This window comes from Sphingobacterium paucimobilis HER1398, assembly GCF_000416985.1.
Classification (GTDB): domain Bacteria; phylum Bacteroidota; class Bacteroidia; order Sphingobacteriales; family Sphingobacteriaceae; genus Sphingobacterium; species Sphingobacterium paucimobilis.
Genome location: NZ_ATDL01000018.1, coordinates 84,286 through 99,077, shown reverse-complemented (window position 1 = coordinate 99,077; position 14,792 = coordinate 84,286). Strand labels below are relative to the sequence as shown.

Below are 14,792 nucleotides of genomic sequence, written 5' to 3'. Positions count from 1 at the left end.
CGTACACTGCAATTATAATGCCTTTATTGGATTTTTAAAACGGGTAATACTCTCGTTCAGTATAGTTTCTACCATTTGTTGGAGGATCGGTGGCTCCAGAATCGTAGCATCGTCAGCAAACATCATAAACCATCGTGCAAAATATTCAAGAGAACTCTTTAGGTCGAAGAAAAGATCGACATATTCGCCTGTTTTCTTCTCATGGGTAAAGCCAAAATACTTTTTTTGCCAATCCAAATGTGGAGCTGTCGCAAGGCCGACCCGAATATGTACTGGGGTCGCTACGATTTGGCTATTTCGGTTTTCTAACAGTTCGGCCAGTGTAATATGTTTTTTTGTAAAGGTGTCCGACAGTATTTCTATGGTGAAAATCCGATCTGCTCTAAACTGACGGTAATCGTCACGTTTCAAGCAATAAGCACCGATATACCAAAAATTGTTTTCGTGGAATAAACCAATCGGCTCTATGGTTCGGACGTCGGGATGCTCATCATTAGCACCCTTATAGGATAGTGCTACCTGCCGTTTGTGCGCTATGCTTTCAAAGACGGTCTGCAAGGCGTGGGGAACCGATTGATTGAAGGTCTCGTAGCTTGACTTACCCATAATGATATGGTTCTCGATAGCACTCAACGAATCGCGCTCATTGTGTTTTAATACAGACCTGATTTTGTACATCGCGGATTTATAATCCGACATCAGTTTTTTGTCCGTAAATTTCTCCATTAACTTCTCAGCCCCCATAAAACTCATGGCTTCTTCTTTGGTAAAGACGACAGGGGGCAGGCGGTACCCATCAATAAGAGAGTACCCTGTGCCTGCTTCTCCTATAATAGGGACACCGGCCTGTTCCAAGCTTTTGATATCTCGATATATGGTTCGTAAGCTCACCTCAAAGCGATCGGCAAGCTCTTGGGCCTTAATCACTTTTTTCGACTGCAATTGGATCAGTATCTCTACAATACGGTCAAATCTCTTTTTTAAATCAACGGACACACCTAATCATTTTTAATGCAGTTAAACTTAGAAAAAAAGCTTCGTATTTGCTGCATAGAAGCTTAAAAATGTAATACCTCTGGTTTATTCTTTCCGCACTGCGTTGATATTGTGTAAATTTATACCATGGCTTGGATTGAAATTTCTCCAGAGTATTTGCGGGCTGATGGCCGGATAAGGCAGGCAATGGTTCCTGGTTTGACTTTCTGCCTGGTATACAGCGAAGGGGGGTGGGTAGCTTTTTCTAGGAAATGTCCACATGCTGGAGCCCCTTTAGACCAGGGTTGGTGTAGCGACGGCTATGTAACCTGTCCCTACCATCGACAGCAGTTTGATCTGAAAACCGGGAGAGGTCTTCAGGGGCAAGGTAATTTTATCACCATTTACCCTCTAAAATGTGTGGAGGATAAATGGTATATAGATGTTCGGGACGGCTTGCTGAAACGTCTTTTCTCCTGGATATAACTTCGGCTATTCTGATACAGATCAGCCTATCTTTAGGGAAGTCATTGTGAGAGAGCCAGCGACAGCCTGATCGTTAAATATATGAATATCTTCATTTTTGTCCTGAAGCGCCAGACTGTACAACAGCGGTAGATAATGCTCAGGAGTTGGAATAGCTAATTCAAACTCTCGGCCTTGCTTTTTGTAGTCGATTAAAGCCTGATGATTTCCATCCATAATATATTTTTTCATTCTGTCATCAGCTTGTTGTGCCCAATCGAAGGCATAGCCAGCTGTATCTATATGTGACCAGGAGACCATTCGTAGATTGTGCACTATATTTCCGCTACCGACAATAAGGACCCCCTTTCGACGCAGCTGAGCGAGCTCCTTGGCCAAGGCGTAGTGATAGCTGGCCGGCTGTGTATAGTCTATACTCATCTGAATAACGGGTACATCGGCATTTGGATAGAGGTGCTTTATAACCGACCAGGAGCCGTGATCCAGCCCCCATTTCTCATCCAGATGAACTTCCGTGGATTTAATAATGTCTTTGGTCAATAAAGCGAGTTCGGGCGAGCCAGGAGCAGGGTACTGTACATCGAACAGAGCTTGTGGAAAGCCGCCGAAGTCATGGATCGTCATGGGGTTTTCCATAGCTGTAACATAGGTGCCACGAGTCTCCCAGTGTGCAGAGATGACCAGAATAGCGCGCGGCTTTTCTATCTCTTGACCGATTTTTTTAAATCCTCGAACAAATTCATTGTCTTCTATAGCATTCATAGGGCTACCATGCCCGAGAAAGAGCACGGGCATTTTGTCTGTACTATCCAGTGTGTCGGCAAAGACACGCAGTGCACTCGGCTTTGCAATGGCTCCGGTTAAAGGAAGCGCTGACAAAGCAACCAAAAATTGTGTTCTATTCATATCTTCCATTCTTTCTGATATTTTGTAGTGTATATGTTTTTAATGGAGCGGACTGCATAGGATATTTTTCCTTTTGTAACAAAAGTGATAAAAGAGACTCCCTGGGGGTGTTCTTTGTAATCGATAAAATGGGACAATTGCCCGTTAATGCCGATCATCAATTCTTTGAAAACATGCTCAGCTTCCTTTTTATCCACATTATAAATCTTGCATAGGGGATCCATAGCCTAAAGATAGGAAAGTGATTATGTCAGTTGAAAGTTTTTTACGCAAAAAAAAGCAAGCACGTTTTAGTAAGAACTCTAATTTTTGTACCTTTGCATCATCAATTCAAGCTATGAGTGACGCTATAAAACACGAGTGTGGTATTGCACTTATCAGACTATTAAAACCCCTCTCATATTATCAGGAAAAATATGGAACTCCTTACTACGGGATTAACAAGTTGTATCTTCTTATGGAGAAGCAACATAACCGTGGACAGGATGGGGCTGGTATTGCAACCATTAAATTTGATGTAAAACCTGGTAACCGGTACATCAGCCGGTACAGAGCTATGGGATCTACAGCGGTAGCAGATATTTTTGAATACGTTCAGAAAAAATTTGCAGCTGTAAATAAGGCATATCCGAAGGAATCTAAGGATACGCAGTGGCTTAAAGACAATGTTAGCTTTACCGGAGAGGTATTATTAGGGCACCTGCGCTATGGTACACACGGTAAAAACAGCATCGAAAGTTGCCATCCCTTCCTGAGACAGAACAATTGGATGACCCGTAACCTGGTGGTAGCAGGGAATTTCAATATGACAAATGTGGACGAACTGCTTCAGCAGCTTTATGACTTAGGCCAACATCCTAAAGAGCAAGCGGACACCGTTACTGTATTGGAGAAGATTGGTCACTTTTTGGATGATGAGAATCAAGAGTTGTTCGACCAATTCAAGAAAGAAGGCTATTCTAATATTGAGATTTCTGCTCAGATCGGTAAGCACCTTGACGTCGCTAAGATTTTGACCCGTTCGGCCAAAACTTGGGATGGTGGCTATACCATAGCTGGTATCTTAGGTCATGGTGATGCTTTCGTGATGCGTGATCCTGCGGGTATCCGCCCTGCATTCTTTTACCAAGACGACGAAGTATTGGTTGTAGCATCTGAGCGACCTGTGATCCAGACGGCTTTTAACATTCCGTTGGAAGCAGTTCAGGAAATCAAACCGGGACACGCACTGATTGCGAAGAAGGATGGTTCCATTTCGCAAGAGATGTTTAGACAACCTGTCGAGCAAAAATCCTGTTCTTTCGAACGTATTTATTTCTCCAGAGGTTCGGATGCGGATATCTACCAAGAGCGTAAGTCGCTGGGTAAGTTATTATGTGATCAAGTGTTGAAGTCTATCGACAACGATATCAAAAACACAGTATTCTCTTTTATTCCTAATACTGCCGAAGTGTCTTACTACGGTATGATGGAAGGAATGAGTAAGTATGTAAGAGATTATCAGAAAAATATCCTATTGAATAGAGATGAAAAAATCTCGGATCAGGAACTGGACGATATCTTAAGTATACATGCACGTTTTGAGAAGCTGAATGTTAAAGATGCGAAGCTACGTACTTTTATTACGCAAGATGCAGATAGACAGGATATGGTACAGCACGTATACGATACGACTTATGGTATCGTACGTGATCACGAGGATACTATCGTCGCTATCGATGACTCTATTGTAAGAGGTACCACCTTGAAGCAGTCTATATTGACTATCTTGGATCGTCTTCACCCTAAAAAGATTGTCATCGTATCATCAGCACCGCAGATACGCTATCCAGATTGTTACGGTATTGATATGTCCAGAATGGGCGAGTTTGTCGCTTTCGAGGCTGCAATAAACCTATTGAAGCGTAAAGGAATGTCACATATTATTGATGAGGTTTATCAAAAATGTATTGCTTCTATCGTGAAGCCGAAAGACGAAATCGAGAATTATGTAAAAGCAATCTATGAACCTTTTACAGACGAGGAAATATCTGCAGAGATCGCAAGGATCGTAAGACCACATGATTTGAATGCAGAGCTGGTTGTTATTTTCCAAACGTTGGATAATTTACATATTGCTTGTCCTAATCATAGAGGTGACTGGTATTTCTCGGGAGACTATCCTACTCCAGGAGGAAACAAAGTCGTCAATAAAGCCTTCATGAATTGGGTCGAAGGAAAGAATGTGAGAGCTTATTTTAGCCGATAATAAAATAAAAATCCCCGATTAAATCGGGGATTTTTTGGTTTTTCAACCTGTTGCTATATAAATAAATTACTGAATATTGTTCTGATAGAAGTATACTTAAACATCGACTGCTTAAGTATGGCAATTCTAGTCCTCTAGAATTGCGAAGTCATCACCATCATAAAGCCATTCGATGCTATCGATGATGTGTTCTAAATTTGTGATTTCTAAATCTTTAATCATAACATTAATTTTTATTATTACAAATATAGAATCTGTTTGTTATTCATGGATTAAACTGATGTTAAGTTTGTGTTAACAATCATTTGGTTAATCTGCCGTCCACATAATACCATCTCCCTTGCAACTCTTTAAAATTAGACTTTTCGTGATGTATCTGTACGTTGTCGTTGTGATCTTTAAAATATGCTTTGAATTCTACCGTTTGCAGGGTAGAGGCCATGATTTCCAATTTTAGCCATTTATTTTCCGTTGCCCAGTTTTTGATATCTTTTTTATTTTGATACCGACGGGTCGAGGGGTGAAACGTGTCATACAGAAAATCGATATTGCCAACGGCAAATGCGCTGTACCGAGCTCGCATTAATACTTCGGCCGAGGGAGGAGAGACGGTTCCATCGTGTATGAGGGAACAACATGCATTGAAATCCTTTGAGTTTCCGCAATAACAGGTCATCAGTTGAAAGATTATATATTTTTTTTCTTAAGGTAATTGTTCAGGGCTTGCTCACTATTTTCATAGGCTTTTCTTTGCTTTCGATCCACCCATTTCTTTTTTAGAATCTTTCGCATCAATTTGTCCGTGTACCGGATGACGAATACTTCTTTTAACATTTTCAGCAACCGACCAGGACCGCTGGGGAAGGAGCGTAGCGTTACAGAGAAGCCTGCTTCCAGATAGCGGTTAAAATGCCAATAGCCGCTAGGCATAAAGAGGGCATCACCGTGTTCCATAAAGATTTCATATCCCTGTGCGTATTGGAGTGCCGGAAATTGGCTGTAGTCAGGGGTTTCGTAGTCTATATTATACACCGTATGGACAGAGAGAGGTACTTTGTAAAGAAATGCCGATTGATCCGGGGCAAACAGCAGCACTCTTTTTCTTCCTTCAAATTGAAAGTGCAACAAATCCCCGAGGTCGACATCGTAGTGCATCAATACGCGGGCTTCACTACCTCCAAAAAACAGGGTAGGTATCCGTTTGAAATATTTAAAGCCAAGATCCGGGTAGGTGAAGTTTTTAAGAAGCTCCGGCAGGTGATCGGTGATGATATAGAAAAATATGCGGTAATCAGAGGGCTGGCTTTTGATAAGCTTGATATAGTCTCTAAAACGCATTTTAGTTACCGGTTCATCTGTTGCCTTGTTGGGATCCGCAGGTTTATTGTCATACAACCCTACCTCTTGTTCGCCTACTTGATCGTAGATATAATCTAGATTCCACTTGTCAAAATCTTTCCACTTTTTGGCATAGCCTTTAATAAGAACAGGTTTTTGAGGAATGAAGTATTTTTTTTGAAATACCTCTTTGGATATATCTTCGACGGTATCTACTTGGGATAAAATCATATGCTCGTACGCTTAGGTATAAAAGTAATAAATATTTAATTTTTTATGACATAAATCCAACTATCTATCTAAACTATTTTGGGTGTTTCTACGTTTTACAATAAACAACCTTAACATGACATCAATAAAAAATGAAATAATCGGCACATGGGAATTACTTTCTTATATAGAAGTCCCTATTAATGGTATAGACTCTTCTTTTCCTTTTGGTAAGACTCCCAAAGGATTGTTGTTATATAGTCCTGATGGCTACATGTCTGTTCAGATTTCAGCTTCTGACGATCTCAAATATCGCTCTGATGATCGTATGCACCCTTCGGAAGAAGAGTCTCAACAGCGTATGAGAGGTTATTTGGCATTTAGTGGCAGGTATACGGTGGACAATCGTAGAGCACATGTGGTTTATGATATTGAAAGTTCTTTCTTTCCCAACTGGGAAGGTATTCGGCAGGTACGTAAGCTCGACTTTGATGGAGATATACTATTTCAAAAATCGCTGGATCCCATACGTTCGGATGGAAGAATGGTCCATGCACACATGACTTGGAAGCGAACAGGAAAAGAAGTGGATATGAGCGAATACGAAGAAGATTCGTTGGTTAATACTTGGGGATAAAAAGCGGTTATAAAATAAAGGCGAGGGACACATCCCTCGCCTTTACTTATTTTTGGAACTATTTATAAACAGATTCCTTTTTGAATTTTTTTACAAGCAGCGCATATACGATTGCTCTATATTTATTTTTGTTCGATTTCCCAACAGCCGTCATCACTTCATCAATAGCGGCGTCTAGCTTCGCATCATCTTTTAGTCCAAGTTTTTTGACTAAGAAATTCTGTTTTAGGCGATCTATCTCCGCTTTGTCTGATGCAGCTACGGTCTCCGCATCGGCTTTGTAAATAGACGGACCTAATCCTTTTGTAACTGAGGCGATAAGGTTTTCGTCGAGATCAAGTTTCAATTTTTTGGCTTCAGCAACGTATGCTGCTACTTTTTCATCTAGTTTACTCATTGCGATTTTAGTTTACTTAATACTAATGATTAATAGTACTTTAAATTTAATCAATAATATCTTATAAAAACAAACATCCAGAGAATATAAATCTAGATTGTAGCGCTAATACTATAGCTGTTTGTTTTGCTTGCCCAATAAAGCAAGATAGAAATAGCCTAGTAGACCCGCTGCACATGAGGTTAGCAATACCGCTAATTTGGCTTCCTCGATATGCAATGCGTCATCAAATGATAGCATGGCTACGAATATCGACATGGTAAAACCTATACCTCCTAAAAGCCCCACACCAAACATGTGCTTCCAATTGGCACCTTCCGGCAAGGACGATATACCCATCTTGACGCATATCCAACAGGTCGACAGTATACCTAATGACTTGCCCACCAATAGACCTAAGATAATACCCAAGCCCATCGAAGAAGTCAGCCCCTGGATCATTTCCTGGTGCAGCACGATGGCAGTGTTCGCAAATGCAAACAAAGGGATAATGATAAAATTGACAGGTTTGGACAGTAAATGCTCTAAGCGTTCGAGGGGAGACTCTTCGTCATCCGGTGTCGTAGGGATAGTCATAGCTGTCAGTACTCCAGCGATAGTGGCATGTATGCCGGAATGGTGAATAAAATACCACATTAATATCCCGGGGATGATATAGAAAATCAGATTTTTGACGCCGATCTTATTAAAAAGCAACTGAAGTAAGAATAGCCCCAATGCGATTAATAAATAAGTGTAATGCAATGCGCTGGAATAAAAAAGAGCAATGACCAATATGGCCAACAAATCATCTACGATAGCCAGCGCTGCCAGGAAAATCTTTAAACTGGCTGGAACACGGTTGCCCAAAAGGGATATGACAGCAAGCGCGAAGGCTATATCGGTAGCCATTGGGATCCCCCAGCCATGGGCTGTAGCTTGACCATAGTTAAGTGCTGCATATATACCTGCCGGAAGCAGTGCGCCTCCTATAGCAGCGAAAATAGGCAAAGCAGCCTTCTTTGGAGATGCCAGTTCGCCTTCTACCAGCTCTCTTTTGATTTCCAGGCCAACCAACAGAAAGAAAATAGCCATCAATCCATCATCAATCCATTGCTTGATGGAATATTTGAGATGAATGGTGTCATTTTCAAAGCCTATAGTGGTGTTGAGGATATTTGCCAGTGCGTCGCTATAAAAAGAGTTCGCGATGATAATAGCCAGTACAACACAGCCAAAGAGCAGGATGCCGCCACCAGAGCTGGATTCAAAGAAATTTTTAAAGGATCGTAGATTGATAAGCTTAGACATGAAGTGCTAAATTTTGTTTTGAAGGAACAAATGTAATCAACTTTTGTATCTAAACCATTTTACAATCTCTTTATAACTGGCTTTTTTCCCATACATCAGTATGCCAACCCGATAAATGCGAGCCGCGATCCATGTTGTCAGTAGAAAACCAATTATCAGAAGAGAGGCAGAAACTATAATCTGCCAAAGCGGAACACCAAAGGGAATACGGACCAGCATCGCTATTGGTGAGGTGAATGGTATAAAACTTAACCATGTAGCCACCTGCCCATGCGGGTCGTTCATCAGTACACCAAAGGAGAGTGCGTAGGTGAGGAGTAGAGGCATGGTAATGGGCATCGTGAATTGGGATGCTTCGGTTTCGCTATCGACAGCTGAGCCGACCGCTGCAAACAGTGCACTGTAGATCAAGTAACCACCCAGGAAAAAAATAAAGAAGCAAACTATGATTTCTGTAAAATTTATAGACTGTAACATAGCCCAAGTCTCGGGCGAGATACTGTCTATCGCATTGTCGGACTGTGCCAAGAGTGCCCCATTATTACCTTGCACTTTTGAACCGATAACCTGTTGCTCCAAATCGGCTTTTGATACGAAGAAAGCAGATGCTATCCCCGCAAGGGCAAAGGATAAGACGGCCCATAGTGCAAACTGGGTAAGACCTACCAGTCCGATACCGATAATCTTTCCCATCATCAGCTGAAAAGGCTTCACGGATGAGATGATAACTTCAATAATGCGGTTACTCTTTTCTTCAATGATACCTCGCATGACTTGAGAGCCGTACAAGAATAGAGAGATGTATACCAATATCGACAGCGCCAGCGCTATTCCCATTGCTATTTCCGTATTACTGTCTTTAGTCTCTCCATCCGGCGTAATCTCTTTTGCATTAATATTGACCTGTGTATTGATATTATTAATACTATCTATATTAATCCCAAGATTCTGATATCTAAAATCCCGTACAATATCACTGAGATCTGATCGAACATCATTTTGCGTATTTACATTAGGCTTGCTGGATGCTAGGAATTCTACATTGGGATTGTTTAAGAAGTCTTCGGGAATGATTAATATACTGGTGTTCTTGTCTTCATCGGAAAGGGATGATAGTTGCGCTTGGAGATCCTCATTGCTATGGATGTACGCTATGTTCTTAGAAGACTTCAATAAAGGGCCAATACTGCCTTGTTGGTCAACTATATATACTGTAGCGTGTGTGTCTTCAAAACTCTTTTTTGTAAGAAATATAATACCAACATACATTCCTATAAAAAATATAGGGACTAAGAATGTGGTCAAGAGAAAGCTGCGTTTTCTGACCCGGGTCAAATATTCGCGCTGTATGATTAGGGCAATTTTATGCATGTTGTACAGAGGTTTGTGCTACTTTTTCGATGAAGATATCGTGGATAGATGGAATTATTTCCTTGATCTGTGTTATTTGAATTTTATCCAATAAGAATCGAAGCGCTTCATTTAAAGTAATATGATTATGGAGCCTTATTTTTAATTGTCCTTCTTCCTCCGAGTAGGTATGCGATAATATTGCATATCGTGCTTCATGTGTCAGGATATCATTGGTTATCAGGTTCGATCGGTATGTTACCAGATACGTCTGGTCGTTATACTGATTTTTAATTTCCTTTACTGAGCCATCGAGAACTTTTTTTGATTTGTTGATTAGTGCAATATTATCGCAAAGTTCTTCCACAGTCTCCATACGGTGTGTCGAATAGATAATGGTCGCACCATTCTTATTCAGTTCGAGGAGTTCATCTTGGATAGTCTGCGCATTGACCGGATCAAAGCCGGAGAAAGGTTCATCCAGAATAATCAGTTTGGGTTGGTGTAGTACGGTTGCCACAAATTGGACTTTCTGTTGCATTCCTTTGCTGAGATCCTCAATACGCTTGTTCCACCAGCTTCCGATAGCTAGTTTTTCGAACCAGTAGTTCAACCTTTGTTGCGCATCATGTTTACTAAGGCCTTTGAGTTGAGCTAAATAAATCATCTGCTCGCCGACTTTCATTTTCTTGTAGAGCCCTCTTTCTTCTGGCAGATACCCTATTTGTGCAATATGTTGACTGGATAGCGGTTGATTGTCAAATAATATCTCTCCCGAATCCGGTGCTGTAATTTGATTGATGATTCGTATGAGCGAAGTTTTTCCCGCTCCATTAGGTCCCAGCAATCCAAAAATCTTGCCCTCGGGTATATACAATGATACATCATCTAATGCGCGATGGTTGGCGTATTGTTTGATGATATTTTTAACTTCTAGCATATAGGTTTTAGTAAGCGACTAAAATAGTAAAATTTTCATAGCTTTTTGAGGCTGTAGGAAAGCCTTTTTTAATTTCTTAAATTAAATTTTACCTTTGTCTATGCTTATCAAATCCGCAGAATTTGTATGTAGTAATACACAAGTCGATAAATTACCGGCCCCTACATTACCAGAATATGCTTTCATTGGTCGTTCCAATGTTGGTAAGTCATCGCTAATAAATGCGTTGACCAATAAGAAAGGCCTGGCCAAGACCTCACAGAGACCGGGCAAAACTCAGTTGATAAATCATTTTGTTATCGACGAGAATTGGTATCTGGTCGATTTACCTGGTTATGGCTATGCCCAGACCTCCAAGAAAAATAGAGCAGATTGGGAAAAATTCATTCGACGATACCTCTTGAATCGAGAAAATCTTCAGTGTATTTTCGTTCTTATCGACAGTCGCCTGGAGCCCCAGAAGATTGATTTGGATTTCTGTTGCTGGTTGGGTCAGAATGGGCTGCCTTTTATGTTGGTTTTTACCAAAGCCGACAAACAGTCTATTGTCAAGTCCGATCAAAATATGGCCAAATTCAAGCGTGCCCTCCTCAAATGGTTTGAAGAGGTACCTGCTCGCTTTTTGACGTCTTCTGAGGACAAGATGGGATTAGAGCCTATTTTAGAGAAAATTGATGAAATAAATCAAACCTTTACGCCGCCCTTGGCTCCGTAGTTATGAAGAAATATATGTCATTGGTGCTGTTTGCGCATAGCGTGTTTGCACTGCCTTTTGCAATTATTGGTTTTTTTCTAGCGGTGTCCACCACTTCGTATGATTTTGATTGGAAGCTGTTTGCATTGATGCTTCTGTGCATGGTCACCGCACGGAATGCGGCGATGGCATTTAATAGGTACCTAGACAGAGATGTCGATGCCCTGAATCCCCGTACGGCGGTACGTGATATCCCGGCAGGACGGATCAGCCCTTCGGCAGCATTGACCTTTACTATTGTCAACTGTCTTATTTTTACGGTAGCGACCTATTTTATAAATCCGATGTGTTTGCTGCTTTCGCCTATTGCTTTATTTGTGATCTTGTTTTACTCTTATATGAAGCGTATCTCCCCACTTTGTCATTTTGTTTTAGGCTTGGGCTTAGGGCTTGCTCCAGTGGGGGCCTATCTGGCGGTAACGGGCCAGTTTAATATCGTACCTATTTGGTACGGATTGGCGGTATTGACATGGGTCAGTGGTTTTGATATTATATTTGCGCTTCAGGACGAAGAATTTGATCGAGCTCATAATCTGCAATCTATACCAGCCAATTATGGCGTGAAGAAAGCCATGCGTATTTCTGAACTTCTTCATGTTTTCTCGTTCATTTTTGTTTTACTACCAGCTTTCACTATAGAGGTGGGAGTGTTATATTATATTGGTGTAGCACTGTATGGTGCATTATTGATTTATCAACACCGTATTGTAAGTCCTACCGATCTAAGTCGTGTAGATAAGGCCTTTATGACCACCAATGGAATAGCTTCAGTAGTATTTTCCTGCTTCTACCTGTTGGATGTTTTGACAAATCATTGGAAGTTATAAATTAGTTTTACAATATTATTAGTAAAAATAATTGTCATTCCATTTTGAAATAGTAATATTTGCAGAAATCTTATAAAGTTAATGGCTAAAAATTTATTGATAGTAGAGTCGCCGGCAAAGGCGAAGACGATAGAAGGATATTTGGGGAGTGATTTTTTAGTAAAGTCCAGTTATGGACATATTCGTGATCTGGTCAAAACGGATGACGCTATTAATACTGATAATAAGTTTGAACAAAAATATGAAGTTCCTTCTGATAAGAAGGCTGTTGTCAGTGAGTTAAAGAAACTAGCTAAAGCTGCAGATACAGTATGGCTAGCATCCGATGAGGACCGGGAGGGAGAGGCTATTTCTTGGCACTTATTTGAGACTTTGGGATTAAAGGAAGACGCCACCAAGCGTATTGTTTTTCATGAGATAACGAAGCCCGCTATTTTAAAAGCCATTGAAAACCCGCGTAAAATAGATTATAACTTGGTCTATGCACAACAGGCACGCCGTGTTTTGGATAGACTAGTCGGTTTTGAGTTATCTCCTGTATTATGGAGAAAAGTAAAACCTTCTTTGTCTGCAGGACGAGTTCAATCCGTTGCTGTTCGAGTTATTGTAGAGCGCGAGCGCGAAATAAACAGATTTAATGCAGAGGCTGCTTTTAAGATAGTCGCCATTTTCCATACTGGCAATGGCAAAGAAATTTTTAAAGCGGAGCTACCACAGCGTTTTGAAAAAAAGAGTGACGCTACGGCCTTTCTGAATGATAGTATAAATGCCAGTTTTGCTGTTGCATCGCTGGAGAAAAAACCCGCGAAAAGGAATCCTGCAGCACCGTTTACGACGTCAACACTACAACAGGAAGCGAGTCGTAAGCTTGGTTTTTCCGTAGCACGGACCATGCAGGTTGCTCAGCGATTATATGAAGCAGGACGTATTACATATATGCGTACCGATTCGGTCAACCTGTCGGATACCGCTATTAAAGCTGCTGAAAACGAAATCCTGAAAGCCTACGGAGAGAAATACCATAAGTTAAGAAAATACAAGACCAAATCTGCTGGTGCTCAGGAAGCGCACGAGGCTATACGTCCGACCTATTTCTCAGAACATAGCATCGATGGTGATGCGTCCGAGAGACGACTGTACGAATTGATCTGGAAGCGTGCTATAGCGTCTCAGATGAGTGAAGCCGAGTTTGAAAAGACCGTTGCAAAAATCAGTGTATCCACACGTAAAGAAGAACTTACGGCGACGGGTGAAATTATGCGTTTTGATGGTTTTCTAAAAGTATATATGGAATCCACCGATGAGGAGAATGATGTACTTGCAGATGGCGAATCGGATAATGCATTACTCCCTCCATTAGAAAAAGGACAATCGTTGACGCTGAGAGAAATGACTGCAACAGAGCGTTTCTCTAGACCTCCAGCCCGATATACAGAAGCTTCACTTGTCAAAAAGTTAGAGGAGTTGGGGATTGGTAGACCTTCTACTTATGCGCCGACTATTTCTACTATTCAAAATAGGGGCTATGTGATCAAAGAAGACCGGGATGGCAAACCCCGCAATTATAATGTACTGACCTTAAGCGGTAGCGAGATCACTGAGATTTTGAAAACCGAGATGACGGGAGTGGAGCGAAATAAACTGTTTCCTACCGATATCGGTGTACTTGTCAATGATTTTTTGGTGGAGCATTTTAAAGATATTGTTGACTTTCACTTTACAGCCAGTGTCGAAAAGGAATTTGATGAGATAGCACAAGGGAGCAAAGAATGGACAGATATGCTGGAGAATTTCTATCGCCCTTTTCATCATGAGGTACAGGATACCCTTGAAAATGCAGATCGAGCTACCCATGAGCGCGAACTGGGGGTAGATCCTGTCAGCGGCAAGCCTGTTAGCGTACGTGTAGGAAGATTTGGGCCGTTGGTACAGATCGGATCGGCAGATGATGAGGAAAAACCTCGATTTGCATCTCTCCGTAAAGGGCAAATGATTGAAACCATAACCTTTGAAGAAGCTATGGAGCTCTTCAAATTGCCTAAAAAAGTAGGTGAATTTGAAGAGAAGGAGATGACGGTAGCTATCGGTCGTTTTGGACCTTATATTCGACACAATTCGGCATTTTATTCCTTGCCCAAAGGGCTAGATCCTTTGGATGTGACTGAAGAGCAATCAATTCAGATTATTCAGGAAAAAAGGCAAAAAGATATTGAAAAGATAATCCGTGTATTTGATGAGAATCCTGATGCACAGATTGAGAACGGTAGATGGGGACCATTTGTTCGCTTTGGCAAGCAAAATCTGAAAATACCCAAAGGAACGGACGTATCGGCTATTACCTACGCCGATGTTTTGAAATGGGCAGAAGAGGATACCAAAGGAGGGAAGTCCGCTAAAAAAGTAACAAAACGAGCCACAACAAAAAAGAAATAAC

Annotated in this window: 15 protein-coding genes; 6 read left to right on the top strand and 9 right to left on the bottom strand. The window is 41.1% G+C overall.

Annotated elements, in window-relative coordinates; translation table 11 throughout:
* Positions 1 to 12 precede the first annotated feature (12 nt).
* Complete coding sequence (locus M472_RS39715) at positions 13 to 996, bottom strand: helix-turn-helix transcriptional regulator (RefSeq protein WP_021071577.1); 984 nt, start codon at positions 994 to 996, stop codon at positions 13 to 15.
* Between the two features lie 126 nt (positions 997 to 1,122).
* On the opposite strand from M472_RS39715, the gene M472_RS39710 reads away from it, so the two are divergent.
* A complete protein-coding gene (locus tag M472_RS39710; protein WP_021071576.1) occupies positions 1,123 to 1,461 on the top strand; it encodes a Rieske (2Fe-2S) protein in 339 nt (112 codons plus the stop codon).
* Between the two features lie 21 nt (positions 1,462 to 1,482).
* On the opposite strand, the gene ygiD is transcribed toward M472_RS39710, so the two are convergent.
* Together ygiD and M472_RS39700 are read right to left on the bottom strand one after the other, a co-directional pair.
* Positions 1,483 to 2,367, bottom strand: coding sequence for a 4,5-DOPA-extradiol-dioxygenase (gene ygiD, locus M472_RS39705; RefSeq protein WP_031301925.1), 885 nt, complete (start codon positions 2,365 to 2,367; stop codon positions 1,483 to 1,485).
* The gene (locus M472_RS39700; protein WP_021071574.1) at positions 2,364 to 2,591 is read right to left on the bottom strand and encodes a hypothetical protein; all 228 of its coding nucleotides are present in this window, start codon (positions 2,589 to 2,591) and stop codon (positions 2,364 to 2,366) included. The genes ygiD and M472_RS39700 overlap by 4 nt, the downstream gene beginning before the upstream one ends.
* 113 nt (positions 2,592 to 2,704) lie before the next feature.
* On the opposite strand from M472_RS39700, the gene M472_RS39695 reads away from it, so the two are divergent.
* Complete coding sequence (locus M472_RS39695; RefSeq protein WP_021071573.1) at positions 2,705 to 4,615, top strand: amidophosphoribosyltransferase; 1,911 nt, start codon at positions 2,705 to 2,707, stop codon at positions 4,613 to 4,615.
* A 301-nt stretch (positions 4,616 to 4,916) separates the two neighbouring features.
* Here M472_RS39695 and M472_RS0123000 read toward each other — a convergent pair whose 3' ends face one another.
* Together M472_RS0123000 and M472_RS39690 are read right to left on the bottom strand one after the other, a co-directional pair.
* Positions 4,917 to 5,291 (bottom strand): YchJ family protein, encoded by a 375-nt coding sequence (locus tag M472_RS0123000; protein WP_022829424.1) that lies wholly within the window; start codon positions 5,289 to 5,291, stop codon positions 4,917 to 4,919.
* Positions 5,292 to 5,302: 11 nt separating this feature from the next.
* Positions 5,303 to 6,184, bottom strand: coding sequence for a cupin-like domain-containing protein (locus M472_RS39690; protein WP_021071570.1), 882 nt, complete (start codon positions 6,182 to 6,184; stop codon positions 5,303 to 5,305).
* A 115-nt stretch (positions 6,185 to 6,299) separates the two neighbouring features.
* Between M472_RS39690 and M472_RS39685 the strand changes: the two genes are divergently transcribed.
* Positions 6,300 to 6,800 carry a lipocalin-like domain-containing protein gene (locus tag M472_RS39685; protein ID WP_021071569.1) on the top strand — a complete coding sequence of 167 codons (501 nt, stop codon included), beginning with the start codon at positions 6,300 to 6,302 and terminating at the stop codon, positions 6,798 to 6,800.
* 58 nt (positions 6,801 to 6,858) lie between these two features.
* On the opposite strand, the gene M472_RS39680 is transcribed toward M472_RS39685, so the two are convergent.
* The 4 genes from M472_RS39680 to M472_RS39665 all read right to left on the bottom strand — a co-directional run bounded on the left by M472_RS39680 (position 6,859) and on the right by M472_RS39665 (position 10,777).
* Positions 6,859 to 7,197, bottom strand: coding sequence for a DUF2853 family protein (locus M472_RS39680; protein WP_021071568.1), 339 nt, complete (start codon positions 7,195 to 7,197; stop codon positions 6,859 to 6,861).
* 111 nt (positions 7,198 to 7,308) lie between these two features.
* Positions 7,309 to 8,487: a Na+/H+ antiporter NhaA gene (gene nhaA, locus M472_RS39675; protein ID WP_021071567.1), complete on the bottom strand. Its 1,179-nt coding sequence runs from the start codon at positions 8,485 to 8,487 to the stop codon at positions 7,309 to 7,311.
* A gap of 36 nt (positions 8,488 to 8,523) precedes the next feature.
* A complete protein-coding gene (locus tag M472_RS39670; RefSeq protein WP_022829423.1) occupies positions 8,524 to 9,858 on the bottom strand; it encodes an ABC transporter permease in 1,335 nt (444 codons plus the stop codon).
* The gene (locus M472_RS39665) at positions 9,851 to 10,777 is read right to left on the bottom strand and encodes an ABC transporter ATP-binding protein (protein WP_021071565.1); all 927 of its coding nucleotides are present in this window, start codon (positions 10,775 to 10,777) and stop codon (positions 9,851 to 9,853) included. The genes M472_RS39670 and M472_RS39665 overlap by 8 nt, the downstream gene beginning before the upstream one ends.
* Before the next feature lie 100 nt (positions 10,778 to 10,877).
* Here M472_RS39665 and yihA point away from each other — a divergent pair, with 100 nt between their 5' ends.
* The 3 genes from yihA to topA all read left to right on the top strand — a co-directional run bounded on the left by yihA (position 10,878) and on the right by topA (position 14,791).
* Positions 10,878 to 11,492 carry a ribosome biogenesis GTP-binding protein YihA/YsxC gene (gene yihA / locus M472_RS39660; protein WP_021071564.1) on the top strand — a complete coding sequence of 205 codons (615 nt, stop codon included), beginning with the start codon at positions 10,878 to 10,880 and terminating at the stop codon, positions 11,490 to 11,492.
* 2 nt (positions 11,493 to 11,494) lie between these two features.
* Positions 11,495 to 12,358, top strand: a complete 864-nt coding sequence (locus tag M472_RS39655) for a UbiA-like polyprenyltransferase (RefSeq protein ID WP_021071563.1) — start codon at positions 11,495 to 11,497, stop codon at positions 12,356 to 12,358.
* A gap of 81 nt (positions 12,359 to 12,439) precedes the next feature.
* Positions 12,440 to 14,791 carry a type I DNA topoisomerase gene (gene topA / locus M472_RS39650; RefSeq protein ID WP_021071562.1) on the top strand — a complete coding sequence of 784 codons (2,352 nt, stop codon included), beginning with the start codon at positions 12,440 to 12,442 and terminating at the stop codon, positions 14,789 to 14,791.
* Position 14,792: the final 1 nt, after the last annotated feature.

Coding starts and splice junctions, on each gene's coding strand:
- ygiD (WP_031301925.1), bottom strand. CDS start 2,367: ATGAATAGAACACAATTTTTGGTTGCTTTGTCAGCGCTTCCTTTAACC.
- M472_RS39665 (WP_021071565.1), bottom strand. CDS start 10,777: ATGCTAGAAGTTAAAAATATCATCAAACAATACGCCAACCATCGCGCA.
- M472_RS39685 (WP_021071569.1), top strand. CDS start 6,300: ATGACATCAATAAAAAATGAAATAATCGGCACATGGGAATTACTTTCT.
- M472_RS39710 (WP_021071576.1), top strand. CDS start 1,123: ATGGCTTGGATTGAAATTTCTCCAGAGTATTTGCGGGCTGATGGCCGG.
- nhaA (WP_021071567.1), bottom strand. CDS start 8,487: ATGTCTAAGCTTATCAATCTACGATCCTTTAAAAATTTCTTTGAATCC.
- M472_RS39670 (WP_022829423.1), bottom strand. CDS start 9,858: ATGCATAAAATTGCCCTAATCATACAGCGCGAATATTTGACCCGGGTC.
- M472_RS0123000 (WP_022829424.1), bottom strand. CDS start 5,291: ATGACCTGTTATTGCGGAAACTCAAAGGATTTCAATGCATGTTGTTCC.
- M472_RS39695 (WP_021071573.1), top strand. CDS start 2,705: ATGAGTGACGCTATAAAACACGAGTGTGGTATTGCACTTATCAGACTA.
- M472_RS39655 (WP_021071563.1), top strand. CDS start 11,495: ATGAAGAAATATATGTCATTGGTGCTGTTTGCGCATAGCGTGTTTGCA.
- M472_RS39680 (WP_021071568.1), bottom strand. CDS start 7,197: ATGAGTAAACTAGATGAAAAAGTAGCAGCATACGTTGCTGAAGCCAAA.
- M472_RS39700 (WP_021071574.1), bottom strand. CDS start 2,591: ATGGATCCCCTATGCAAGATTTATAATGTGGATAAAAAGGAAGCTGAG.
- yihA (WP_021071564.1), top strand. CDS start 10,878: ATGCTTATCAAATCCGCAGAATTTGTATGTAGTAATACACAAGTCGAT.
- M472_RS39690 (WP_021071570.1), bottom strand. CDS start 6,184: ATGATTTTATCCCAAGTAGATACCGTCGAAGATATATCCAAAGAGGTA.
- topA (WP_021071562.1), top strand. CDS start 12,440: ATGGCTAAAAATTTATTGATAGTAGAGTCGCCGGCAAAGGCGAAGACG.